Consider the following 24,539-nt stretch of genomic DNA (forward strand, 5'->3'; position numbering starts at 1 on the left):
GCTTGAAGGAGGCGGATTTGAGTTCGGTGAAGCCAGCCAGTATCCATTTTTCCATAAGTCGTGGCAGGCAATGCGGCACGCTGCGATTTGCCCGGCCCCGTCTTCCGTCTTGCCTCTTCCATCTTCGTTTCGCTCGCCCGGGCGAGCGTGACTTTTCCCATGGATTTCAAACTCTGCGCGGACTATAAGCCGACCGGCGATCAGCCGGAGGCGATCCGCGCCCTGCGCGAGTCGCTGCTGGCCGGGAACCGTTACCAGACCCTCCTCGGGGTCACCGGGTCGGGCAAGACCTTCACCATGGCGAACCTGATCGCCGATCTGAATCGTCCGACCCTGATCATCTCCCACAACAAGACCCTGGCGGCCCAGCTCTATTCGGAGTTCAAGGCCTTCTTCCCGGAAAACGCGGTCGAGTACTTCGTCAGCTACTACGACTACTACCAGCCGGAGGCCTATATCCCCCAGACGGATACGTTCATCGAGAAGGACTCGTCGATCAACGAGGAGATCGACCGTCTGCGGATCGCGGCCAGCAGCGCGCTGATCAGTCGAAGGGATGTCATCGTGGTCGCCAGTGTATCCTGCATCTATGGACTGGGATCGCCGGAGGACTTTCTGGCCATGATGATTTCCCTGAAGGTGGGGGGTGAACTGGGACGCGATGTTTTCCTCAACCGCCTGGTTGAGAATCTCTATGAACGCAATGACGTGGCCCTGGCCCGGGGACGTTTCCGGGTGCGCGGCGACGTGGTCGATGTCATGCCGGCATACCTGGAGAACGGCCTCCGGGTGGAGTTCTGGGGCGATGAAGTCGAGCGGCTCTCCGAGTTCGATCCGCTGACCGGCCAGGTGACAGGCGAGTTCGAGACGTTCAGCCTCTATCCGGCCACCCAGTTTGTCACGCCCCGGGACAAGGTGGAAAAGGCGATCCGGGCGATCCGGGCGGAACTGGCCGAGCGGGTGGCCGAGTTTGAAAGCAAAGGACTGCTGCTCGAAGCCCAGCGGATCTCGATGCGGACGAATTACGATCTGGAGATGCTTCAGGAGGTGGGTTTCTGCAGCGGGATCGAGAACTACTCACGTCACATGTCGGGACGCCCGCCCGGCGAGCGTCCGTTCTGCCTGATTGATTTCTTTCCCAAGGATTTCCTCCTCATGATCGACGAGAGCCACGCCACGGTGCCCCAGATCGGTGGCATGTATGCCGGCGACCGCTCAAGAAAGGAGAATCTGGTCAATTTCGGATTCCGGCTTCCCTCGGCTCTCGACAATCGGCCGATGAATTTCCAGGAATTCACCGAAGTGACCGGACAGACGCTCTTTGTCTCCGCCACCCCGGCCGCTTTCGAGCTTGAGCGTTCGGCGGTGGTGGCCGAGCAGGTCATCCGCCCGACCGGGCTGTTGGATCCGGAGATCGACCTGAGGCCGACCAAGGGCCAGGTCGAGGACCTGATGGGCGAGATAAGCAAGGCCGTGGCCGAAGGCGAACGGGTGCTGGTGACCACGCTGACCAAACGGTTGTCCGAGGATCTTTCCACCTACCTCCGGGAGGCGGGGGTCCGGGTCGAGTACCTGCACTCGGATATCGATGCGATTGAACGGATCGAGATCCTGCGCAACCTCAGGCAAGGCGATTTCGACGTACTCGTCGGCATCAACCTGCTCCGGGAAGGATTGGACCTTCCGGAAGTCGCGCTCGTGGCCATTCTTGACGCCGACAAGGAGGGCTTCCTGCGCAGTCAGACCAGCCTGACCCAGACGGCTGGGCGGGCCGCCCGTCACGAAAAGGGACGGGTCATCTTCTATGCGGACAAGATCACCGATTCCATCCGGCGGACGACGGAATTGACCAATGCGCGGAGGGAGAAGCAGAAGGCCTACAATGAGGCTCACGGGATCACGCCGACGAGTGTGCGCCGCGGCATCCAGGCGAGTCTGCACGCAGTGGGCGCGGATCGGGAGAGGGACCGGGGCCTGGTAGCGGAAATCGGTGATTCCGATGTCGAGGCAGTCATCGCCGAACTGGAGATCGAGATGGAAGAAGCCGCGGCCGCCCTGGAGTTTGAACGGGCCGCCCTCCTGCGCGATCAGGTGAAGGCGCTGCGCAGCGGTGAGGCGCTCAAGCCATCCGGGAGCAGGCGCGGATCCTACCGCCAGAAAACCGGGAAGAAGCGGCGCAAGTAGACGCGCCCCGCCTTGGGTTGGGCGGATCCCGGAGAGGCGCGCCCGGCGGTCATGTCCCCCGGTCCTTTCAACTGAATCGGACGGGTTGTGATGGTCGGTTGAGGCTCAGCCTCCCTGACAGAAGCGATAGGCGTAGAGGTCGGCATCCTTCAGGACAAATCGCAGCCGAACGGGACGGCCGGAGAGGGTGCGGACATCCGGTCCGTTCTTCCAGGTCACCGGCCGATCGATGGCATCGCCGAAGACCGGGTCACACTCATCGAGCCTGAATCCCTCGAGTGCCCGGCCGGTCTCGTCCTGAATTTCCACCCGGACGTCGCCCGCGATGGAGGAGGCGAAATTGAGCCGCAATTCACTCCCGTTGAAAACGATCGGCCGGGTGAGGCATTCGCCGCCGGCCGCCGGAGCGTTCAGGGAGACGAAACCGTCGAGTCGGAGAGTGTAGCGGCGCAGGGCACTGCCCGTTTCCATCCAGTAGTTCTCGACCGCATACAGGGAGAGTTCATTGGGCCCATCGACTCCCAGTGAGGAAGCGGTCTCGACCAGATGCCAGGCCAGGTACTGATGACCGTAGTTCCAGGTCCCCGATCGTTCCGGGCCCGGACGCAGGAAGCCCTCCGGCCAGCGGGCGAATTCGACGCCGTCGCGGCTGCTCATGAGGAGGGATTCGGAGAGGGCGGTCCCGTAGCGAAGCTGGGCCGATGACCTGAATTCCCGGAATTCGCGATCGGGGAGGGCGCGCATCGAACTGCCCCAAGGGCGCTCGAGGTAGCGGGCGGGGAAACCGATCAGTAGGTGGGGGGCGCGGTGGTAGGGTTTGACCTGGTTGACATAGAGTTCCTCGGCCGGGGGCGAACCGGTGTAGGTCAGGTCCGCCTGATTGTCCCAGTGAACGAAGTCTTTCGAGGTGGCCGTGCGGATCGAACGGGGCCCCTTCGGTTCCCACACTCCCTTGGCCACCATGCCCTCGGGGAAACAACGCCAGTAGGCTCGGTACTCACCGCGCACCGCATCCCAGAACGCCAGGTTCTGTGAATCGAAGGCACCTTCCGTGATGACCGGTTCATCGGACATCGCCGACCACCGGATGCCGTCGGTCGATTCAACGGCGTAAAGCCCATGGGGGCCGCGCGACCGGATGAATCCCTTGTAGGGAGTGGTGGCGTCCGGGTTGTCGTCCCTGAAAAGAGCGGGATGACCGGGATCGGCCTCGATCCGGTTCAAGGTTTCGCGGTCGAGGATGATATTGTTGGCGGTGGATCCGTGACGCTCGACGATTCCCAGGTCCGGTTTTGTCCAGTTGATCCCGTCGGTGCTCTCCGCGTAGCAGGTGTAGATGTCGGGCCTGGTTTCGGACGCGATCTTCCCCGCGGAGAGGCGGATCTTCCAGGCTTTGTAGTAGAGTCGGTAGAGGTCACCGTCCCGAAAGAGGCTGTGATAACCGCAACCGTTGCCTTCCCAGGGCGCATCATGGCGCAGAACGATTTCCCGTGGCTGGGGGTGGTGCAACCGGCGGGTCGCCATGCCCTCGACTCTTTCAATGAGACAATCATCGAGAAAGAGCTCGCGGCGGTTTCCAATCGGGCAGGGGCTGGGGTGGCGCTTCACGCTGCCCTGAAGATGGGACGGATCGGAGTGCGGAAGAAGCGTCGCTTCCGTGAATCCGTTCGACCGAAGGGCGGTCGCTGACGCCAGATCAGGGTTTTCGCTCGCCGATCAGGGCCTGCAGGTCCTCTAATCGGTTTGCATGAATCCGGCCCCATCACCTGATCGAACCTCTCGGGTTCCGTTCTTTTCTTTCGCCTCGAACCTGGAGGACCAGACCGCGCAGCTGGCCGAAAACCCCCTCGTCCGGCGCTTCGCCGATTCGCGCAAGATCCTCTCTTCCGATCGCTTTCGTCCGGCTTATCACTTTGTCAATCCGGAAGGGACGTTGAATGACCCGAACGGGCTCTGTTTCTGGCAGGGGCGCTGGCACCTCTTCTACCAGGCCTATCCTCCGGAAGACACCCGCCAGCATTGGGGCCATGCCGTCAGCGAGGATCTCATCCATTGGCGGGACCTTCCCTATGCCATCTACCCGAATCCCGAGAACTGCTGCTATTCCGGATCCACCCTGGTCGAAGAGGATCGGGTCATCGCAATGTATCATGGGACGGAAGTGGGCAATATGGTGGCCGTATCGAGCGATCCCCTGCTCCTGAATTGGGAGAAGGTGACGGGTCGGGCGGTCATTCCTCTCCTCAAGGCCGACGGCTCAAAGCCACCCTACAAGATTTTTGATCCCTGCCTATGGAAGAAAGGCGGCGCCTACTACGCACTCTCCGGCGGGACCCGCCTGATCGGCGCCGGTCCCCGTTTTCGTCCGGTCGAATCCCTCTTCCGTTCCAGTGACCTGGTTCATTGGGAATACCTGCACCCGTTTGTCACGGGCGATGTTTTCACCCGGGTTGGGGATGACGGCGCCTGCCCGTATTTCTGGCCGATCGGCGATCGGCACATCCTGCACTTTTTCTCCCACATGAGCGGAGGACAGTATCTGATCGGGGACTACGACATGGACCGGGATCTTTTTGAGGCGACAGGCCATGGTTTGGCCAATTTCGGACCGTATGGACCATCCGGCGTTCACGCCCCTTCGGCCTGTCCGGACGGAAAGGGCGGAGTGGTCGTGATCTACAACATGAATGCCGGGCGTCCGGCCGAGGGATGGAATCATCTCATGACTCTGCCACGGCGCATGACGCTGAAAGGGCATGACGAGGTCGGGGTCGAGCCGATCGAATCGGTTGAAAGCCTTCGATCGGAACCGCGGCAATTCGCCAATCTGACCGTGCCGGCCAACCAGGAAATCATCCTCGAGGAAATCGCGGGCGATTCGCTCGAAATCGGCCTGGAAGTCTTCCCGGGACCGGAGGCGGTTTTTGAATTGAATGTCTTTCGCTCACCCGGCTCGGAGGAGGTCACCCGGATCCAGTTCTTCCGGGATCGCGGCTTTGTCAACCGCGGCTACCGCACGGGACCACAACAGAGTCTGGTCTCGATCGACACGTCGCGCTCATCGATCCTTCCCGACTCGCGGCCCCGAGCCCCGGAGACCGCGCCGGTGACGATCGCACCGGACGAGCCGCTCTCACTCCGGGTGTTCCTCGATCGCAGCGTGGTGGAGGTCTTTGTCAACGGGCGGACCTGCCTGGCGGTCCGGGTGTATCCGGGGCGCGATGACAGCCGGGGCGTGTCGCTCCATTCCCGGGGGACAGCCAGTCGCATCAGGTCCATTGATGCGTGGACGATGAAGAGCATCTGGTCGCAACCTTGAGGACAGGTCAGCGGTATTTCCGATAGAGGGTGACCTGTCTGTGGTCGGGCACCACGTCGAAGCGCGCCCGGAAGGCGTCAAGGGTGACGCTGCGGGCGGCCGGTTCGCCGTTGATCGTTTCAACGAGTATCCTGGCCAGCGGATTGAACTGTCGGGTCAGCAGATGCTCGAAGACTTCGAGGACGGCGACCAGATCCGGATCATCAAATGGAAGATGGAAGGTGATGTCGCGACCGAGTCGCTGCGAAGTCAGGACAAGCTCGCTCCCGCGAAAGACGAGATGGTTGCCCGGAACTCGTCGGGGGTAGTTCCCTTTCGTTCCCTCCAGCTCCAGTCCGCAGGGGGAGATCGGGTCGGTCGCGTTGAGCCAGAAGATGGCTGCGTCCGCTTGGCCGAGATTCTGCAGACGGCGGAAGCCGGCAGGGGTTGTGAATTGGGGGCCGGGCAGTTCCTGGAAGAAGTAGCCCGAGAGCAGTTCGCCGGACAACTCCATCAGGCGCAGGGTCCGGAAGAGGGAACGCCACTGGAAGGCCTCCGATTCCCGCAGGAGGATTTCCCGGAAGAGGAGCCCGTATCGGTCGAGGAGGAGGCGGACCCGGTCCTTGCGGATTTCCTCCTCATCGATGACGCTTTCGGCCTCCTCGATCTGCGGAAGCGGGCTCCATCGGCCGGCCAGAGGCAGTGCTCCCTGCATCCGCTTGAGCTGGGTCCGCCTGGAGTGGATCGGACGGGTGTGACGCGCCCGGCGGGCACCATCGGCGCCGACCTTGGGGAGCTTGAACTGGTTGAGAATCCCTTTTCGGAGAGCGGAATAGCCATCGTTGTGGATCTGCGAACTCCAGACATCGGCCCAGATCTGCCGGTTGAGGGCGGCGGCCCCCAGAGCGGTCGCTTCCTGGAGGGCGGCGAAGTCCAGTCCGTGAGGTTTTCCGCTGATGGTCGCTTCCAGTGAGGCCGGCTCGGAGGTTGTCGACGGGGTGGCTTGGGCCCTCAGGTCCATATCCTGATGGTAGGCGAAACAGATCTTTCGCTCGCCCTGGCCGAACCAGAGGAGTTCGCCCTCGGCCAGGATCGAGTCGAGAAAAGCCGGCTGGTAGCGCTGCATGCGTGCGGGAAGGATTTCCTCTTCCCAGGTTTCGACCGCGGCGGGAAGAAAGAGCAGACGATCCAGGCAGGCCGCCAATCCATCCAGGTCTTCACTGCGATCGAGCAGACCCTGCTGGCGGGCGAGGAAGACGGGCAGTTGGCTGAGGGCCAGCGGCTCAAACGGCGGGGTGGCCTGCGCGCGCCGCAGGCGAAGAAGAAACTCGTAGTTGGCGGAGTCGCAGAAAACGACATCCTCAGATCCTTCGATCAGGCACCCTTCGATCAGGAGATCTGCATCGATCAGCTCGGTCAGGGATGCTTCAAGGAGGGAATCAGAGAGACCCAGTGTCGTCCGGATTTCCTCGCGGGTGATCGGACCGAAAAAGGAAAGCCACTCACCCAGCCAGCGGGTGCGGAGTCCTTCCTGGCCATTGGCTGTGGTCGACCCCGGGGGAGCGATTGCCGGTTCATCCCCCTCACTCATGCCGACCAGCCGGAAGGGAATTCCACCATAGAATTCACCGAGCCGGGCTGCGTTCTCGGCGGCCACCCAGAGACATGCTCCGGCGCCTTCGGGGAGAACCCGAAAGACCTTCTGCTCAAGCGCGGTGTCTTCGAGAGCGGGCGCAGCGCAGCGCAGGGCTTTCCATTCGGAATCCGGCAGCAGGATCCGCTCCTTCAACCAGTCAACCAGCTCCATCCCGTCATCGGGACCGTAGCCGGGCACGAGGCGTTGGCGCTTGGCTTCAAATGCTTGAATGATGGCCTCCGGGATGGGTGGTCGGCTCTGAGGATCAAAGACCAGCTCCTTGAGCAATTCGGTGCTCAGGCTGGACTTGCGGTCACCCTTCGGGTTGTCCCGGGAATACATGTATTGATTGACCTGGCGCCAGGCCGCACTCTGACCGAAGGGCGAGGCCGAGGCGGTTCGCGTCTCGGAGCAGGTGATCGCCCCCGTCTCAAGCTCAACCAGAACCTGCCGGAGCGACCCCAGATCGAATTCGTCGCGGAAGCAGGTCCGCCAGGTTTCCAGGAGCACCGGAAAATCATCGAATCGGCGGATCGATTCCATCAACTTCTGCGAGCGCAAACGGGTCATCCAGAGCGGGACCCTTTGATTGGGTCGCGAACGGTTGATCAACATGGCACGGCCGGCGCACTCGCGGAACCGGGCGCCGAAGAAACCGGAATCTTCGAGTCTTCTGCGGATGAGCTCTTCCAGGCGGGACGAGGTGACGAGGGAGAGGATCTCCTCGGCCGTCACGTCGATCGGCACCATGACCGCGATGCAGTCGTTGTTGACGAAGATCTCGGGTCGGTGATGAAAGCGTTCCTCCCAGGCGGCATCGAGTGCCAGGGCAAAGGGACGGTTCAGTTTTCCCCCCCAGAGGGTGTGCAGGATGATCTGGTTCCCCTCCTTCGTCGCCGGACCGGTGGCCGTGTGTTCGACCAGAAGGTGATGGCGGTGCGGGAGCGGCTGGCGGGTGGTCTTCCGCTGCAGTCTCAGGGTCTCGATCAACTGATCGGCGGAGACGCCGTTCATGGAATGCTCCGTTTGTAGCCGCTCCCGGAAGGCAGGGCTTTCCAGTTCGGTCTCCGCCTCTTCGAGAAACCGGCCGATTGCATCGGAAAAGTGGAAATCACGGAAATTGTCCTCTGAGATCCAGAATGGGATGGAGGCGGCGTTGGGTGGAGCCGGCAGGACATAGACGTCGTTGTTGGTGATCCGGCGGATCTTCCAGGACTGGGCCCCGAGGGTGAAGACCTGGCCGACCCGCGCCTCCCAGACGAACTCCTCATCGAGTTCGCCCAGCCGGGAGTCGGTCTGGTCATGGCGGAGGTGGAAATAGCCGCGGTCCGGGATGACTCCGCCCGAAAAATAGAGGGCCTGGAGTGCGCCCTTGCGGGCCCGGATGGTCCCCTCCATCCGATCGATGGATACACGTGGGTTCAATTCGCGCAGACGGGTATCCGCATACCGCCCGGCCAGCATGTTGATCACGAGATCGAATTCCCGGCGGCTGAGGTCACGGTAGGGATAACTGGTCCGCAGGAAGGCGTGGAGCGAATCCATTTTCCACGGCTCCATTGCGACCATCGACAGGATGATCTGCGCCAGAACGTCGAGCGGCTTTTCGATCGGAACCCGCGGCTCGATGTCGCGGCGGGCGATCTGCCGGGCGAGCACCGCGGCTTCAAGGAAATCGCGGGCATGAGTGGGAAAGAGGGTGCCCCGGCTGGGCTGGCCCACCTGGTGACCGGCCCGGCCGATGCGCTGGATGGCCGAGGATATGGCCGGCGGGGACTGGACCAGCACGACCTCGTCGAGAGCCCCGATGTCGATGCCCATTTCCAGCGAATTGGTCGCGACAATGGCCCGGAGGTCGCCGGACTTCAGGCGTGATTCCACCTCTTCCCGGATCTCCCGGGAGAGGGAGCCGTGGTGGGCGTAGGCGAGTGGACTGGCCTGGCCGGAGTTGATCTTCAGGGCGAGCTTTTCGCAGAGCCGGCGGTTGTTGACGAAGAAAAGGGTGGAGCGATTCCGTTCGATGATTCCTTTGAATTCTTCGACCAGCGGCTCCCAGATCGAGTCGTCCGGCTCGTCACGCTCGGGAAGCTCGGGAAAGTAAACGGACAGCCGGTATTCCTTCCGAATGCCGGACTCGATGCAGACGACGGGACGGGGTAGGGTCTCGGTTCCCCGGCGGACAACCCCCCCGGCAAACGCGGCCACCGTCCCGAGAGGATTGATCGTGGCGGATAGGGCGATACGCTGGAATTCTCCGGACAGAGGCACCAGTCGGTCCACCGCGGTAATCAGGAAGGTGCCACGGCGATTGTCGAGGACGCCATGGATTTCGTCCAAAATGACGGTCTTGAGATCGGTCAGCAGATTTCGTCCGCCCAGAGACGAGAGCATCAGGTTCAGGCTCTCCGGGGTGGTGATGAGGATTTCGGGTGGATGCCGAAGCATGCTGCGGCGCTCCGACTGGCTGGTGTCGCCGCTCCGGGTCTGGACCCGGATTTTGGGAAAAGGTCTTCCGGACCCCTCAAAGACTTCACGGATGGCGGCCAGCGGGGCGATCAGATTGCGCTGGATGTCATTGTTCAGGGCCTTGAGCGGCGAGATGTAGAGCACCCGCGTCGTGCCCGTCTCCCACGACCCTGAAACAAACTGATTCAGGGCCCAGAGAAAAGCCGTCAGCGTCTTGCCGCTTCCGGTCGGTGCAGTCACCAGAACATGCTCACCCCGGGCGATGACCGGCCAAGCCTGTTCCTGGACGTCGGTCGGTCGACCCACCTGCTCCTCAAACCACTTTCTGATCAGTGGATGAAAGAGATCTATAGACTCCCTGGGCCCCGTCATGATGACAGGAAAACCGGACTCCTCCTTCCCGGCAAGACAACCCCACAGGGGGGGGCCGTGACACCTCATGGGGCCCCGGCCAATTTGTAACATAATACGTTACAAATCCCGATTCCCCGGGAAGGAACGACCGTTTTGGGCAGGGCGGATTTGTAACGTATTATGTTACAAATTGGCTGTTTCACCTCGGTCGAGGGATGCGACGGGGAGACGGGGCGATTGGGGAGACGCGGCGGGACGGGGTGGGGTGGTCAGTAGATGAGGGAGCGGAAATCCTGGATCCGGTGAAAGGTGATCAGGTTGGTGTCGTGGGCGTTGCGGGCCTTGCGGTCGCCGGATCGGGAGAGCACGACGAGGTCGTCACCGTCGATGGCCATCGAGGCGTAGTGCCGGGCGCAATTGGCGGTCTCACCGATTGCAACCATCCCGGCAAAGACCCAATCCACCAGATTGGTGGAGAAGTGGAGTTGGAGGCGCGAGCGCTGGTTGTCGGCCAGTCCGTAGCGGTCGGACGGCAGGGTCTCGAGTCGGCGCATGCTGTCGGTGGCCTGTGAACTGAGCAGCCAATAGGTTGCCGTCGTCCCGTCGTGGAGAAGGTGGAACTTCATCTGGCCGCCGGGAGTTGGCAGGTAGCAAAGCCTGACACCCGAGGGTGCGGCCTCAAACCCGAAGGTCATGGCGCCTTCGCCGGGATTGGGACCGGCTTCTCGGACGCGTGCAACGAGGGCGTAATTGGTCAATCCGGTATGGGCCCGCATCCAGAGGTGGAAGGTGCGTCCGGTTGGATCGTACCAGACATGATTCCGGTCAAGGATCTGGACGATGTTCGTCTCCAGCCATCCGATCGGTGCTGCTCCGCGTTTGCCATCGGGGGTCATCCAGATCGCGGGAAAACGGCTCGGATAGAACGGTATGCCGAAGCCGTCGAATCCGGTGTCGTCGATGACCTCGTGAAAGGCCGGGGCGTCTGCCAGGGTCCATGCTTCGGGCAGGGTGAGGTCTTCGTCTGCTTTCGCCCGCATGACGACGGGCTGAAGCTCGCTGGGATACCACCCGTTGACCCGGTCTGTCTTGCGACGTTCCATTACCAGGTAAACGCATCCGTGGGCATGCCAGACATTGGCGGGGGCCTGATGCCAGAATTCGCCGTCGGTCAGCAGGTGCGCCCCGCTCCAGGAGATGCCGTTGTCGTTTGATCGGGCGATTTTCAGATCGCCCCGGTGACCGAGGACATAGAGCCGTCCACCCGCGGCAAGGGGCCGTCCATGGTAGAGATCGAGGTCGGCCCGGTGGGTCCAGGATTGGCCGCCGTCATCCGAAGTCATGACCTGGCAGACCAGACCTTCGTGGGCCGGTTTGGGTGATCCGTCGGGATTCGGTTTTTCATTCTGGCGGAGGCTTCCGACGTCCATTGTCGCGACGATGCGGCCGTTTGGGCACCGCCAGATTCCGGGACTGTAGGCGCAGATGTTCTCCGGATCCCCGGACTGGAAGAGGACCCGGTGGTCCTGGGCGAGTGGTTTCATGTGAGCCGGAGGATGATGTCGCCGTCGTCGAGCAGGCCGGATTCTTTGAAGCCGGATTGCGCATACATACGGGCGGCGACCTGGTTGTCTGGCTTGTGCATGGTCAGGATGACTCTGGCGCCGAGTGCCCGCATCTCGGCGATGGCGAGTTTGAGGGCGACGGTTCCATACCCTTTCCCCTGATGTTGGCGGTCGATCATGAATCGGAACAGCCAATAGGTTTCCGGATCCTCGGGATCGTTTTCAGGGCAGAAGGCGAGGAATCCGACGGGCCGTCCGGCTGCGCAGATGGCTCGCAAGTGGTAATGGGGCTCAAACCTAGACTCGGCGATCGTGTCGACATTGGAAGCCACGAAGGAGGCCTGCTCCGGGTGGAGCGACAGGCGGACGCAATCGACCCAGTTGTCCCGGGTGACCTCACGGAGGGAGATCTCGGCCCCGTTCATCGGGCTAGCCACGCGAATCCGGGGGACTCCTCATGCCGGTGGTTCGGTCAAACGACGAAGGAGCAGCAGTAGTCGGTGAGTTGCCGGATCTTGAGGTTGAATTTCGACTGGCCGGGAACGTCAAAGGTATCGCCCGTCTGAAAAGTCTTCCACCCGTCTGCTCCAGGCAGAAGCACGTCCAGATTGCCCGAGATGATCTCGATGACCTCCTTCTCGTTCGTATTGAATTCGTATTCTCCCGGGAGCATGATCCCCAGCGTCTTCTTCGAGCCATCGGGAAAGATCACCGAGCGGCTGGTGACCTTTCCGTCGAAATAGACGTTCGCTTTCCTGACCACGGAGACATTGTTGAATTCTGTCATACGCACTCATTCCTAATCGGGATCGGGCTCCGGGGTCCAGTCCGTTCGACGGCGAAAGGAGGGTGGCGGGTGCGGCCGGCCCTTCCGGGTGTTCCGCGCGTCACTCGAAGGTGATTTCTCTGGACCTCAGGAACTCGCGGGCGCTCTCCAGCAGGAAACCCTCCTCGAAGTGGAACCAGGCCTTCCGCTCATCCGGGAAGTCGTGCAGGGCCTGCTTGAAGGAGGCGAAGGGTCTGGGACCATTGACGGCCCGGGCGAGACTTCGACGGGCTTCGCCCTCAGGAAGCGTTTCGATATAATCCTCCATGATGACGAACTCGTCCCGCGAATCGAGCGGGTCGATGGTGAGGAAGCGGTCCGGCTCGCTTTCCACCAGGTCGATCGCTTCCTGTTGGGTGTCACCCGGGTCCTGAGGGATGGCAAAAACATCCCCGTTTGTCCTGTCCAGATACCACATTTTCCCGGAGCGGTCATCCAGGGCTTGAGCCACAAGCCCGACATCGACTTTCATGGCATCACCATAGCGGAAAGACGGCGGTTGTGAAGTCAAAGCAGCCCTCAGGTGAGGCTTTCCGAAGGCACGGGCCTTGACTTGCTCTGCCTGGAGAAATCATTTGTGTGAACGCCTGATGGATGGGATTCTATCGCGGTCAAGGTGGGAGAAAATCGATCCCGTCCCGTTGCGATATGGGAATTCACCACTATCTAGGTGAAATCCAAGAATAATGGACCCGATAATCAGAGCTTCTTTCCTTCTTCTTTTCCCTGCCCTGGCCTCGATGGCGTGCGCCCAGGTTCGGATCGGCACGGGCACAGTTGACACGCTTTACAAGGCCAATTGTGCGACCTGTCACGGGCAGAATCTGGAGGGCGGCCAGGGCTCTTCGCTCGTCGATGCGTATTGGACGCACGGTGATTCGGATGAGGCGATCGCGCAGTCGATTGCGGAAGGTTTTCCGGACATGGGCATGATCCCGTGGAAGAATGCGCTGACGGAGGAACAGATCCGGTCACTCGTCATCTACATCCGTGAACAGGGCCAATTGGCCCAAGCGGGGCGGACAAAGGCGCGGGTCGAGCCGCTCGGCGGAGTTTTCGCCTCGGACCTCCATCACTTCACCCTCGAGAAGATCGTCGAGATCGACGACATCCTCTGGTCGATGGCCTTCATGCCGGACGGCGCGATTCTCCTGGCCGAGCGCGATGGCCCCCTCTGGCGCTACGCGGATGGTGTGAAGCACCGGGTTGAGGAAACGCCTGCAGTCTGGCAGCACGGACAGGGCGGATTGATGGAGGTCGCGCTTCACCCGGATTATACTCAGAACGGCTGGATCTATCTCGGTTTCAGCGAGAATACCGGTGCGATGGACGACGGCAAGGAGGCCGGGATGACCGCGGTGGTCCGGGGACGGATCAAAGATGACAGATGGGTGGATCAGGAAGAGATTTTTCGTGTGCCCGAGGAATTCCACATCGCTTCCGGCGTTCACTTCGGCACCCGTTTTGTCTTCAGGGATGGTTATCTCTTTTTCTCGATCGGCGAACGGGGTCGGCAGGAAATGGCCCAGGATCTCACACGACCCAATGGCAAAATCCATCGCATTCACGACGATGGCCGGATTCCTTCGGACAATCCGTTCGTGAATGAGCCGGGCGCCTTCAAGAGCATCTGGAGTTACGGGCACCGCAACCCCCAGGGCCTCGACCTGGATCCGCGGACGGGCGAGCTCTGGGAAACGGAGCATGGTCCCCGTGGTGGGGATGAGACCAATTTGATCCGGCCCGGTCTGAACTACGGGTGGCCGGTCATCACCTACGGGATGAATTACGACGGTACTCCGATAACCGACCTGACGGCGAAGAAAGGGATGGAACAGCCCATGCACCATTGGACCCCGTCGATTGCCGTCTGCGGGATCGATTTTTATGAGGGCGATCTCTTTCCACGCTGGAAGAACAACCTGCTGGTTACCGGTCTCGCGTCCGAAGAACTGCATCGCCTGGTCATCGAGGACAACAAGGTGGTGAAGGACGAGGTCATCCTGAAGGGCCAGGGACGGGTGCGCGATGTCCTGAGCGGGCCGGACGGACACATCTACCTGGCGCTGAATTCGCGGGGACCCAACCGTGGCGGGCTCTTCCGGTTGAATCCTGTAGCCGAATCAAACAACTGGCGGAGCCTGTTTGACGGAGAGACCCTCGACGGCTGGACGGTCCGGGACGGGACCTCAACCGTGTTGGTCGATGATGGCATGATGGTTGCGGTGCATCAGGGGACAACCGGGCACACCTACCTGGTCACGGAGGAACGCTTCTCCGACTTCATTCTCGAACTCGACGTCAAGGTGATCGGGGATCTAAATTCCGGAATCCTTCTTCGAGGGATCGCGGATCCGGCCGTCAAGGGGGGCAAGGTACACGGCTACCAGATGGAGATTGATCAATCGCCGCGGCAATGGACCGGAGGCATTTTTGAGGAGATGGGCCGGGGGTGGCTCTACTCGCTCGACGGCCGGGACGAGGCAAGGGCCGCCTACCGGCCGTCAGCCTGGAACCACTACCGGATCGAGGCGATCGGCGACATTCTCCGCATCTGGGTCAACGGAGTTCCGACGCTCAACCTGAAGGACGACCGGACAGCTGAAGGGGTGATCGGTTTCCAGATCCACAACCTGCCCAAGGAGGGCGGCGGCGGGGCGGTCTTCATCCGCAATGTCCGGATCCTGACCGAGAATCCAGTCAATCAATACCGGGCGATCGGGATTCCGGTGGAGACAGCGCAGGTGGATGCGGTGAACTGATTCCGGCCGTCACGGGCGACGGTTGGTGAGTCCGGAGGGCCGGACCTTTGGGGGAGCGGATCGTCTCCCGGTTCAGGAGTGTTCCTGTTGCCTCGAGATGGCTGAATTGACCATGATGAGTTCCCCGAGGTTTTCCGGGGTGATCAGGCCGACCAACTGGCCGGAGGAGTCGAGAACGGGCAGGGCCGGGCAATTGCAGGCATTCATGGTCTGAAAGGCTTTTTCGAATGAATCGTGGAGATGCACGGTCGGGATGTCCCGGTGCATGTGGGTCACGACGAGTTCGTTGGGTCCCCCCTGCTTGAGTCCGTTGATCATGTCTTCCCGGGTGAGGATACCCGCCACCGAACCATCGCCGGCGACGACCGGGAATTCGTGCTGGGTGCCGCTGAGGAGCAGGTCCACCGCGTCCTGCAGGACGGCACCACGGGTGAGTTTCTCAAACCGCTTGACCATGACGTCCGAAACGGAGAGCCCCCGGGTCATCGCCTGCATCCGGGTCATGGTGGCTTCCTGGGCGGCGCCAAAATAGACAAAGACGGCGATCAGTACCAGGATGAAGTTGTAGTTGAACAGGCCGACGATACCGAGAAAGACGGCGAAGGCCTGGCCGACCGAGGCGGCGATTTGGGTCGCCCGTGCCCGGTCCATGCGAAAACTGAGGATGGCGCGCAACATCCGGCCGCCGTCCATCGGGAAGGCGGGCAGCAGGTTGAAGGCGACCAGAATCAGGTTCACGGCGAGGAGGGCATCGAGGAGGGCGATGCCGGTCGCCTGTTCGGGGGTGACGGATGCGACGCTGCCGATTCGGGCACCGAAGGCGAAGAGGATCAGGGCGATGACCACGTTGACGGCGGGCCCGGCTGCCGCGACGACCAGTTCCTGACCGGGGCGCTCGGGCATCCGTTCCAGTCGGGCGAGGCCGCCGATCGGGAGCAGGGTGATATCCGGGGTCCTGATCCCGTAGCGTCGGGCGGCGAAGGCATGCCCGAATTCGTGCAGAAGCACGCAGGCAAAGAGTATGAGTATGAAGATGACACCGGCGAGGGCGGCGACGGGTCCGGCATGCCGATAGGAGGCGAAGCCATAGAAGGCGAGGAGGATGAGGAAGGTCGCGTGGACCCTGACTTCAATCCCGGAGACGGTGGCGATGCGGAATGACCATTTCATGAATGAGCGCAAGTCTCGGTCTGAATCGCTCCGGGGTCAATCGGTCAGAAACGGGAGGCCGCATTCTGTCTCGGTGAGGCGGACCGATTCTCTGGATTGGATCCGGCGTTTTCCGCTCAATCGCGCCTGGAGTGCAGTCGCTTCACCACAGGCGCCGGGTCCGCTTCTCGCGATCCATCCCATCTTTTTTCCCGAAGCATTGCGCGTTTCGGACCCGAAAAAACGTATTTGGGGATAGAGGAAGGCGTTGCGTGGCCCTTCTGCGCGTGACGGTCCGGTAGTTCACCAGAAACGGGAATGATTATTTATGGGCAAGGAGGAAATTCATGTCACGGATACCAACATACGGGGCGGCCCTGCTGGGGCTGTGCCTGTCCGCGGCTTCGGCAGTGCGGACATTCGGGGACGGAGGCGAACTCTGGGGAATGGGCGACAACTCGGGGGGCCAACTGGGTCTGGCCGTTGATTCGAGCACGGTCCCCGTCCTGATCGACACCGAGGTGACCGCGGTGGCGGCGAGCCTCCATCACACACTCTATATCACCGATGACGGCTGTCTATGGGGAATGGGGCGCAATACCTATGGCCAGCTGGGAACTGGGGACACGGACGGCCGCACCGAGCCCGCCTTCATTGATGATGGCGTCCGGGACGTGCTCACCTCCTGGTATCACACTTTCTACATCAAATATGACGGCACGTTATGGGGAATGGGCCGGAACCAGGTCGGCCAGCTTGGTCTGGGTGATGTGAAGGATCGTCCGGCCCCCGTGATGATCAAGACCGATGTGATTCAGGCCGTCCCCAGCTATGGTCACAGTCTGTTGATCCAGTCCGACGGATCGCTTTGGGGAATGGGGCCGGGCCGATACGGTCGCCTGGGGACGGGCAATGAGTCGGATCACTTTACCCCGTATCGAATCTGTGGTGACGTCATGGCGGCGGCGGCCGGCTCCTTACATTCGCTTATCCTGAAGGCCGATGGGAATCTCTACGGGATGGGGAAGAGCATACCGGGTGCTCTCGGTCATGGGGACAGCCTGAGCCATCTCTCGCCGGACTGGATCGCCTCCGGGGTCAGGGATCTGGATGGATCGATGAATTCGACCTACTTCATCAGGACCGATGCCACCCTTTGGGGAATGGGCGCAAATAGCTACGGACAATTGGGGACTGGAGACGAGGTAAAGCGGGTGCGGCCAATCCTGATTGAAAGTGGGGTGAAATCGGTCGTGGCGGGTGACTACCATGCGCTCTTTATCAGGGACGACGACACGCTTTGGGGGATGGGCGGGAATTCCGCCGGTCAGTTGGGGGTCGGGGACGAGACCGATCGAGCAATTCCCGTTGAGGTAGCCGTGGACGTCCATACCGCCGCCGTCGGAGCATCGCACAGCCTGTTTATCGTGGGCTGGCGGGCGCCGGTTCCCGAGATCCTGCAACCCCCGCAGAGCGTGACGGTTGCTCCGGGTGGCTCGGCCTGTTTTGAAGTCGTGACAACGCGAAAACCGGGTGAGCACTACATCTGGAAAAAGGACGGTGAGACGATTGGAGAGGATCGTGCGGTCCTGAATCTGGTCGATGTGGGTCCGGCGGATGCCGGCTTCTACTGTGTCTGTGTTCGGACGGAAGGCGGCGAAGTCACCTGTCGGACGGTGATGCTGGGTATCAGCGAAACGCTCAATGACGGGGTTCATCTGGAGAATATGTCATCGCGCGGGCTGGTGGAGCCCGGCGGTCGGATGCTCATCCTCGGGTTTGTGATTGGCGGGGAAGTTCCTCGTCGGGTGCTGGTCCGGGCGATCGGTCCCGGGCTGACCGGCTTCGGGGTTGAGGGGGTCCTTGAGAATCCGGCACTCAGGATCATGAAGAGCGTCGATGGGGCACCTGTCTGGGTCGCCTCAAATGATGATTGGGTGGACAGTGCAGAATTGGCCGCGGCCAGCCGGGAGGTGGGGGCGTTCGCTCTGCCGGAGGGCAGTTGCGATGCGGCGATCCTGACCTGGCTCGAACCGGGTGCCTATACGGCCCAGGTATTCGGAGCGGATGGAGAGACGGGCGTGGCCTTGGCGGAAGTCTACGAGGTGAGACCGACCAATCCCGGCGGGCTGACTCAATCAGATTGAGATCGATACTGTGGGGGAGATCACTTGAGGGGTGCCTCACTCTGATTGCGGTGGACGAGTGGGAAAGTCACCGCAGACCCGCAGTGTCCGAGGCCGAGGAGCCGACGTTCCAATATGGGGGTCTTCGGAGCTGAGGGGTTTACTGGACGTTGCCACGAGCGTTCCGGGGCGAAAGTCGGATTCGGTTGTCGGACTGCACCGGTCCGTTGTGAGAGCGCTATGGGAATTGGCAGGCGGTGGGTGGTTTCGTATTCATCCGGGTATGCCACGCTACGGATTCAATTTCCTCTGGATGTTCATCTGCCCGGAAGACCGTGTGCCGGGTCCGGTCGATGAGAAAGCCCTGGATTTCATGGTCGCGCACGGGTTTGATTTCGTCCGCCTGCCCACGGATTATCGCTTCTGGATATCGGATCATCGCTATGAGGAGCCGGAGGAGGCGCCTCTCAAGGCGATCGACGGCTATATCGCCGCCTGCCGGCAGCGGAGGCTCCACGCCAACCTGAATCTGCACCGGGCGCCGGGGTATTGCATCAATCGTCCCGACTTGGAGATTCACAATCTCTGGACAGACGAAATCGCGCAGGATGCCTTTGTTTTTCAGTGGGAGATGTTTGCCCGGCGCTACAAGGGCATTTCCGGTGACGAGCTGAGTTTTGACCTGGTCAACGAGGCACCCCACGTGGGCCGTGATCATTTCACGCGCGAGGTCTACGAGAAAATCATGCGCCGGACAACGGCGGCCATCCGCGCGATCGATCCGCAACGACCGGTCACGGTGGACGGGATCAACGGCGGAGGCGGGGCCATTCCCGAGTTGGCGGACCTCGGGGTGGTTCACAGCACGCGGGGGTATGCCCCCATGACGGTATCCCATCACCGGGCCGGTTGGTGGAATTTCGAAGGGGAATGGCCGGAGCCGGTTTACCCGCATCGCGATGCGGACGGCAAGTATTGGGACAAGGAGGCTTTGCGGTTATTCTACCAACCGTGGCTCGATGTTCAGGCGAAAGGGGTCGACGTTCATGTGGGCGAATTCGGGTGCTATAAATATACGCCGAATGTGTCGGCCATCGCCTGGCTGGGGGATCTCCTTTCCCTCTTCAAGGAGTTCGGCTGGGGTTATTCTCCATGGAACTTCAAGGGCGACTTCGGGTTCATCGGACATGACCGGCCCGGGGTGCGTTACGAGACCTACGGCGGATATGAGAAAGTCGACCGGCAGTATCTGGATCTGTTGATGGCGAATCGTATTTGAGCGTGGGCCGAATGCGGTCGTTTGGTTGATGGCGGAAGGCACCGGCCAAACGGATCCCGGATGACCTCGATTCTGCGGAATCCGGGTTTTCAGATTGCGGATTCGGGTGGGTCGGGAATTCTGAATCCGACCCCGTATGCAGCTCCCCGGCATTCTCAGGCTGTTTTCACTCATGACCATCATCGTCATCGGCGTGGTCCTGCTGTGGCCGCCTGCGGACGAGGAAGGCAAGTCGAGATCGGAACGGGCGGCCAGTGGGGCGGTCCGCTACGTCCTGAAGATCGATCCCGGGGTGTCCTATATGCCCGGATCTCGACCGTTCGGAGTGGGCCAACCCCTTCTCGGCCTTGCGGAAGTGATTGATGCATTCGAGGACCGGCATCCGGATACGCGAATCGAGGTCATCCGGACTCCCAACAGCCGTGATTACCTGGTGACGCAATTGAGCAGCGGGGCGGCCCCGGACATCGTGGCGGTGAATGTCGAGGAAGTGTGGGTCGACGTGCAGAAGAACTGGTATGTGCCGCTCGATCGGTTTCTCGAGGCGCCGAATCCGTATGTGGTGGAGAAAGGAGATCCGGACCTGCCGGGTGCGCGGGAATGGTGGGACATGTTCCGATTCCAGGCCCTGAGTCGCGGCAAGGCTGGACCGGACGGGCGCAACTACTGCCTTACCCTGAGCGCGGTCGAGACCGGCCTGTTTTACAACAAGACGTTCTTTGAGGCGCATGACCTTCAGATCCCGGCGACGTGGGAGGAATTCATGGCGCTGATGGCGGAGATCAAGGGTTTCGGGAAGATCCCGCTCCTGGTCCCGCTGGCTGCGTTGGCCGACTGGGGCACCGACCTGTTGTTTGATCAGGTTTATTACAATATCCTGCCGGGCATCGACCTGGTGAAGGATCCGATCCGCGAGGATTATATGCAGGGGTATCTCGATGGAGATGAACTCGCTTTTCTCTTCACAAAGGGATTCTTCACCCGGCAGGATCCCCGCTATGTGGAGGTAGCCCGGATGTTGAAGAGCCTGCGCCCCTACATGCCGCAGAGCATCGCCAATGCGGATTACCGAAGGGAGTTTCAGAACCAGCAGGGGATCATGTTCTGGGCATCGAGCGCGATGACCTACCCGTTCTGGGCGGACAGAAACCTCGGTTTTGAATGGGGCGTGTTCTACCTGCCGGAAGTGACCACGAAGACGACGTCTTTTGCTTCGGGGACACCGATGTGCGTGATTGGCGGGGCGGCCCAGCAGTTCGAGGTGACCGCGACGGCGGTCAAGGATACCGACGAGACGCTTCCCTTTCCGGAGCGGATCGAGAGTTCGGAGCGACTGAAGCGAGCGATCGGATTTCTTCAGTTTCTCAGCCTGCCCGAGAATACGGATCGGGTGGTCAACGAGTATCCCTGCTTTATTCCGAACATTGTCGGGGTGAGGAGTCTTCCGGTACTCGATCCCTTTGAGAAGATCCTGGAGCGCCGCTACACGACGACGAAGTGGGTGTTTTCCTTTGATCTGCGTTTTTCCGACATTTACCAGCGGATGCTCGGCCTCTTTCTTGAGGACGGGATCGATCTCGACGGCTTTCTCCGCTGGCAGGAGGACAATATCCGAACCGCCGGGGCGAACCTGATCCGGCGCCAGAATGTGGATGTGAACCGGCTGGAGGCGTCCTGGGAAAAGCTGGCGCCGCAGCGGGCGGGGACGCCGGGGCTGCCCGTTGAAAGTGAGGCGGGACGATGAGGCACCGATACGGGTTTGTCCTGGGGTGCTACGGGATCATTCTGCCGGGGCTGGCCCTGTTGCTGACCTTTGTTTACCTGCCGGTGGTCTGGGCCTTTTCGAAGTCGCTCTACGAGTTCGAAGTCGGCTGGGTTTCCACCTTTGTCGGGCTGCACAACTACCGCGAATTTCTGACTGCCGATCCGACCATGGTGCCCTCGATGCTGCACATGGTGGCGTTGACCTTCTTCGCGGTCTGTGTGCGTCTGAGCATCCCGCTGCTGGTGGCCAAGCTCATCCATACGTTGCCGCTTGAACGGACCCGCTACATTTATCGGATCATCTTCCTGATCCCGATCGTGGTGCCGGGTGTGGCGGTGCAGTTGATCTGGCTCGACATGATTTACTCGGACTACGGCCTGCTCAATGAAACGTTTCGCCTTTCGGCCTGGAGACCCTGACCCGCGGCTGGCTGAACGATCCGGGCACGGCCCTGGTCGCCATCATGTTCATCGGATTTCCCTTCGTGAGCGGCTTCGATGTCCTCATCTACTATGCCGGCCTTTCGTCCATACCGGAGGAAGTGGTCGAGGCGGCATCGATGGAAGGGTGTGTGGGGCTGCGGCGGTTCCTCCTGATCGATCTGCCCCTGGTCATGAGCCAGCTCAAGCTGATTCTGATCCTGACGGTGATCGCGGGCGTGCAGGGCTTCGAGGGTCTCTTCGTCCTGACCCGCGGCGGACCCGGCTTCGAGACGATGGTACCCGGACTCTGGATGTACTTCAACGCCTTCAGTTTCCAGCGGATGGGGTATGCCTGCGCGATCGGGGTATTGTTGTTCCTGATGATATTCGGCCTGACCGTGGTCAACCTGCGGTATTTCCGGTCGGCCGAGGAAATGAAGGGAGGTGCGTGATGCGGCGCAACCGACTGCAGGTCTGTGCGACGCACGCCGTCCTGATCGTCCTGGCGGCGTTGACCCTGCTGCCCTTTGCCTTCGCGGTGAACAACATCTTCCGGACCAATTCGGAGTTCTACCGTCATTTTTTCTCGGTGCCTGAGGCCCTGACGGGTGTGATTGATGCGACTGCGCGGATGGTGGCGGGCCATGAAGAGCCGATCCTGGTGCATGATGAATTGGGGGAACCCCTGACGGTTTCTCCGCGGGAGGCCGTCACCCATTTCGTGGCGATGGGAAAGAAGGGACCCACCCTGGCCTGGACGGTTCTGCGTCCCTATATGCTCAACTCCTTCATGGTGTCGGCGCTGACCGCTCTGGGGGTCTGCTGCCTGGGTTCATCCACCGCCTATATCCTGGCGAGGTACCGGTTCCTGGGGTCGAAGGCGGTCTTCATGCTTTTCCTCGCGACGATGATGGTCCCGGGGGTGCTGACGCTTGTTCCCAGCTTCCTGCTGGTCAAACAGCTGGGGCTCTTGAATACCTATTGGGCCATGATCCTGCCGTACATGGCGGGTGGTCAGGTCTTTGCGGTCTTCATCTTCAAGAGTTTCTTTGAGGGTCTGCCGGAGGATCTGTTTGAGAGTGCGCGAATGGATGGGGCCGGCCACCTGGCGATCTACTTCAACATCGTGCTTCCGCTGGCCAAACCGGCTTTTTCAATCGTGATCATCATGAACGTGCTGGGAACCTGGAACAATTTCCTCTGGCCCTTCATCACCAACACCGATGGAAGCCACCATGTGGTCGCGTCGGGGCTTTACGTGATGGCGAAGTCTTCGGATGGGCAGAATTTCAGCACGCTTTTTGCGGCCTACGCGATGAGCAGCATCCCGCTCCTGGTCATGTTTGTCTACGCCACGAAACCCTTTATCCGCGGCATCACATCGGGCGCGTTGAAGGCGTGAGCGGCCGACTGGATTGCCCGACGGGGATCATTGGGGGTCGAGTCCGAACTTGAGCCGGAATGTGCGAAGTCTTCAGCGGCGCATGGGCCGGGGTGAGGGCATAGCCGGACGCGTCGACGGCATCGGCTGTATGGTTGGGGGGCGGGCTATGGGTCTATCCGGCCGAGGTGGTATATTTGCTGGTGGCCGGTAGACCGGAGGCGGGTAGGGACGGCCGTAGTAGCCGCCGCCATACCAGGGGTTGCCGTAGGCGCCCCCGTAATAGCCGGAGGAAATATAGGTGGATGAACTGCCGGAGCCGGACGATTCGCAGCCGAGGTTGCCAAAGAGAAGAGGGCTCAGGCAGGCAGTGGCCAGGAGAAGCTTGCGGGTGTTCATGGCTGATCCTCGGTTTCCGGTTCGTATTCCATCAGGACAATGGCGGCTCCAGCTGGATCCTCAATCACGGCGACACGACCTTGTTGCACCTCGGGATTGGGCTTGAAGTAGACGGTTCCGCCAAGCGCGACAGCCCGGGAAACGGCGGCCTCGACGTCCTTGACCCGGACGAATCCAAGCCAATTGGGGCGGGCCTCCGGCATCGATTCGGGGATGGTGCCGAGGCTGGCCCTCAGAATCCCGTTGTTCGACCAGAGGTGATCGTAGATCTCGTCCTTCTCAGGATCATAATCGGTTGTGACAAATCCGAGGATTTCCCGGTAAAAACCGATCGAAGCGTCGGAATCCCGAACCCAGAGCTGCGCCCAGATCAGGTCGCCGTAGTCGCCGAGAAAATCGTCGGGATCGCCTTGGGAGGTCTGCATGAGTCCAAGGAGGGCTCCCTGGTTGTCACGGATGATGGCCTGACTCCCGCGCTTGGGGAAGTCCCTGGCCGGCACTTCCACCTGCCCGTCGAGTCCCGGAAGCTTCCCGAGGGTGTCATCAAGTCCACTCACGGAGAAGTAAGGGATCCAGATACCCTTGGTGGTTTCGCCCTTACCGGCCGGGCGGTAGATCACGCCGGCAACGGGCCTGCCATTGTTGCGGAATAGGGTATAGGCGTCTTTCTTTTTGCCGAGAGTCTCGGCGGTCCAGTCGAAGAGGCCGGTATAAAACCGGGTGCAGGCGCTGACGTCTTCTGTAAAGAGGTCAGCCCAGATGAGTTGACCGGGGTGGTGGTCATTGGTGGGTGGATCCTGGAATGCGGGCAATTCGGGGAAGCCTGCCGCTGGCAGGGATCCCAGAATTCCGACAAAGCAGATAACACTGACTTTGGGTAGGCGTGTAATCATGTGACGAACGGTTTTAGCGGAATGCGGTCGAAGT

At 61.1% G+C, this 24,539-nt stretch carries 18 protein-coding genes; 9 read left to right on the top strand and 9 right to left on the bottom strand.

Annotation, left to right across the window (positions count from 1 at the left end):
• Nucleotides 1–159: 159 nt before the first annotated feature.
• On the top strand, nt 160–2,184 hold the full coding sequence (gene uvrB / locus R3F07_18150; GenBank protein MEZ5278309.1) for an excinuclease ABC subunit UvrB: 2,025 nt from the start codon (nt 160–162) through the stop codon (nt 2,182–2,184).
• Between the two features lie 105 nt (nt 2,185–2,289).
• Here uvrB and R3F07_18155 read toward each other — a convergent pair whose 3' ends face one another.
• Nucleotides 2,290–3,792, bottom strand: a complete 1,503-nt coding sequence (locus R3F07_18155) for a hypothetical protein (protein MEZ5278310.1) — start codon at nt 3,790–3,792, stop codon at nt 2,290–2,292.
• 139 nt (nt 3,793–3,931) lie between these two features.
• On the opposite strand from R3F07_18155, the gene R3F07_18160 reads away from it, so the two are divergent.
• Complete coding sequence (locus R3F07_18160; GenBank protein ID MEZ5278311.1) at nt 3,932–5,503, top strand: glycoside hydrolase family 32 protein; 1,572 nt, start codon at nt 3,932–3,934, stop codon at nt 5,501–5,503.
• 7 nt (nt 5,504–5,510) lie between these two features.
• Here R3F07_18160 and R3F07_18165 read toward each other — a convergent pair whose 3' ends face one another.
• From R3F07_18165 to R3F07_18185, 5 genes are all read right to left on the bottom strand, one after another.
• Nucleotides 5,511–9,956, bottom strand: a complete 4,446-nt coding sequence (locus R3F07_18165; GenBank protein ID MEZ5278312.1) for a DEAD/DEAH box helicase — start codon at nt 9,954–9,956, stop codon at nt 5,511–5,513.
• 251 nt (nt 9,957–10,207) lie between these two features.
• Complete coding sequence (locus R3F07_18170) at nt 10,208–11,482, bottom strand: sialidase family protein (protein MEZ5278313.1); 1,275 nt, start codon at nt 11,480–11,482, stop codon at nt 10,208–10,210.
• Nucleotides 11,479–11,928, bottom strand: coding sequence for a GNAT family N-acetyltransferase (locus R3F07_18175; protein ID MEZ5278314.1), 450 nt, complete (start codon nt 11,926–11,928; stop codon nt 11,479–11,481). Before R3F07_18175 ends, R3F07_18170 begins: the two co-directional genes overlap by 4 nt.
• Before the next feature lie 47 nt (nt 11,929–11,975).
• A complete protein-coding gene (locus tag R3F07_18180) occupies nt 11,976–12,290 on the bottom strand; it encodes a pyrimidine/purine nucleoside phosphorylase (GenBank protein MEZ5278315.1) in 315 nt (104 codons plus the stop codon).
• Nucleotides 12,291–12,390: 100 nt separating this feature from the next.
• A complete protein-coding gene (locus R3F07_18185) occupies nt 12,391–12,801 on the bottom strand; it encodes a UPF0158 family protein (protein MEZ5278316.1) in 411 nt (136 codons plus the stop codon).
• A gap of 268 nt (nt 12,802–13,069) precedes the next feature.
• Between R3F07_18185 and R3F07_18190 the strand changes: the two genes are divergently transcribed.
• Nucleotides 13,070–15,091: a PQQ-dependent sugar dehydrogenase gene (locus tag R3F07_18190; GenBank protein ID MEZ5278317.1), complete on the top strand. Its 2,022-nt coding sequence runs from the start codon at nt 13,070–13,072 to the stop codon at nt 15,089–15,091.
• Nucleotides 15,092–15,163: 72 nt separating this feature from the next.
• Here the strand turns inward: R3F07_18190 and R3F07_18195 are convergent, their stop codons facing one another.
• A complete protein-coding gene (locus R3F07_18195; GenBank protein ID MEZ5278318.1) occupies nt 15,164–16,261 on the bottom strand; it encodes a site-2 protease family protein in 1,098 nt (365 codons plus the stop codon).
• 326 nt (nt 16,262–16,587) lie between these two features.
• On the opposite strand from R3F07_18195, the gene R3F07_18200 reads away from it, so the two are divergent.
• From R3F07_18200 to R3F07_18225, 6 genes are all read left to right on the top strand, one after another.
• Entirely contained in the window at nt 16,588–18,387 is a 1,800-nt protein-coding gene (locus R3F07_18200; GenBank protein MEZ5278319.1) for a hypothetical protein, read from the top strand.
• Between the two features lie 262 nt (nt 18,388–18,649).
• On the top strand, nt 18,650–19,645 hold the full coding sequence (locus tag R3F07_18205) for a cellulase family glycosylhydrolase (GenBank protein MEZ5278320.1): 996 nt from the start codon (nt 18,650–18,652) through the stop codon (nt 19,643–19,645).
• Nucleotides 19,646–19,817: 172 nt separating this feature from the next.
• Nucleotides 19,818–21,389, top strand: coding sequence for an extracellular solute-binding protein (locus R3F07_18210; GenBank protein MEZ5278321.1), 1,572 nt, complete (start codon nt 19,818–19,820; stop codon nt 21,387–21,389).
• Nucleotides 21,386–21,829 carry a hypothetical protein gene (locus R3F07_18215; GenBank protein MEZ5278322.1) on the top strand — a complete coding sequence of 148 codons (444 nt, stop codon included), beginning with the start codon at nt 21,386–21,388 and terminating at the stop codon, nt 21,827–21,829. Before R3F07_18210 ends, R3F07_18215 begins: the two co-directional genes overlap by 4 nt.
• Before the next feature lie 11 nt (nt 21,830–21,840).
• Nucleotides 21,841–22,284: a sugar ABC transporter permease gene (locus R3F07_18220; GenBank protein ID MEZ5278323.1), complete on the top strand. Its 444-nt coding sequence runs from the start codon at nt 21,841–21,843 to the stop codon at nt 22,282–22,284.
• Nucleotides 22,284–23,234, top strand: coding sequence for a carbohydrate ABC transporter permease (locus tag R3F07_18225; protein MEZ5278324.1), 951 nt, complete (start codon nt 22,284–22,286; stop codon nt 23,232–23,234). Before R3F07_18220 ends, R3F07_18225 begins: the two co-directional genes overlap by 1 nt.
• Before the next feature lie 72 nt (nt 23,235–23,306).
• Here R3F07_18225 and R3F07_18230 read toward each other — a convergent pair whose 3' ends face one another.
• On the bottom strand, nt 23,307–23,612 hold the full coding sequence (locus tag R3F07_18230; GenBank protein ID MEZ5278325.1) for a hypothetical protein: 306 nt from the start codon (nt 23,610–23,612) through the stop codon (nt 23,307–23,309).
• Nucleotides 23,609–24,505 carry a VOC family protein gene (locus R3F07_18235; protein ID MEZ5278326.1) on the bottom strand — a complete coding sequence of 299 codons (897 nt, stop codon included), beginning with the start codon at nt 24,503–24,505 and terminating at the stop codon, nt 23,609–23,611. Before R3F07_18235 ends, R3F07_18230 begins: the two co-directional genes overlap by 4 nt.
• Between the last annotated feature and the right edge of the window lie 34 nt (nt 24,506–24,539).

Source organism: Opitutaceae bacterium, assembly GCA_041395105.1.
In the GTDB taxonomy this organism is placed as follows: domain Bacteria; phylum Verrucomicrobiota; class Verrucomicrobiia; order Opitutales; family Opitutaceae; genus B12-G4.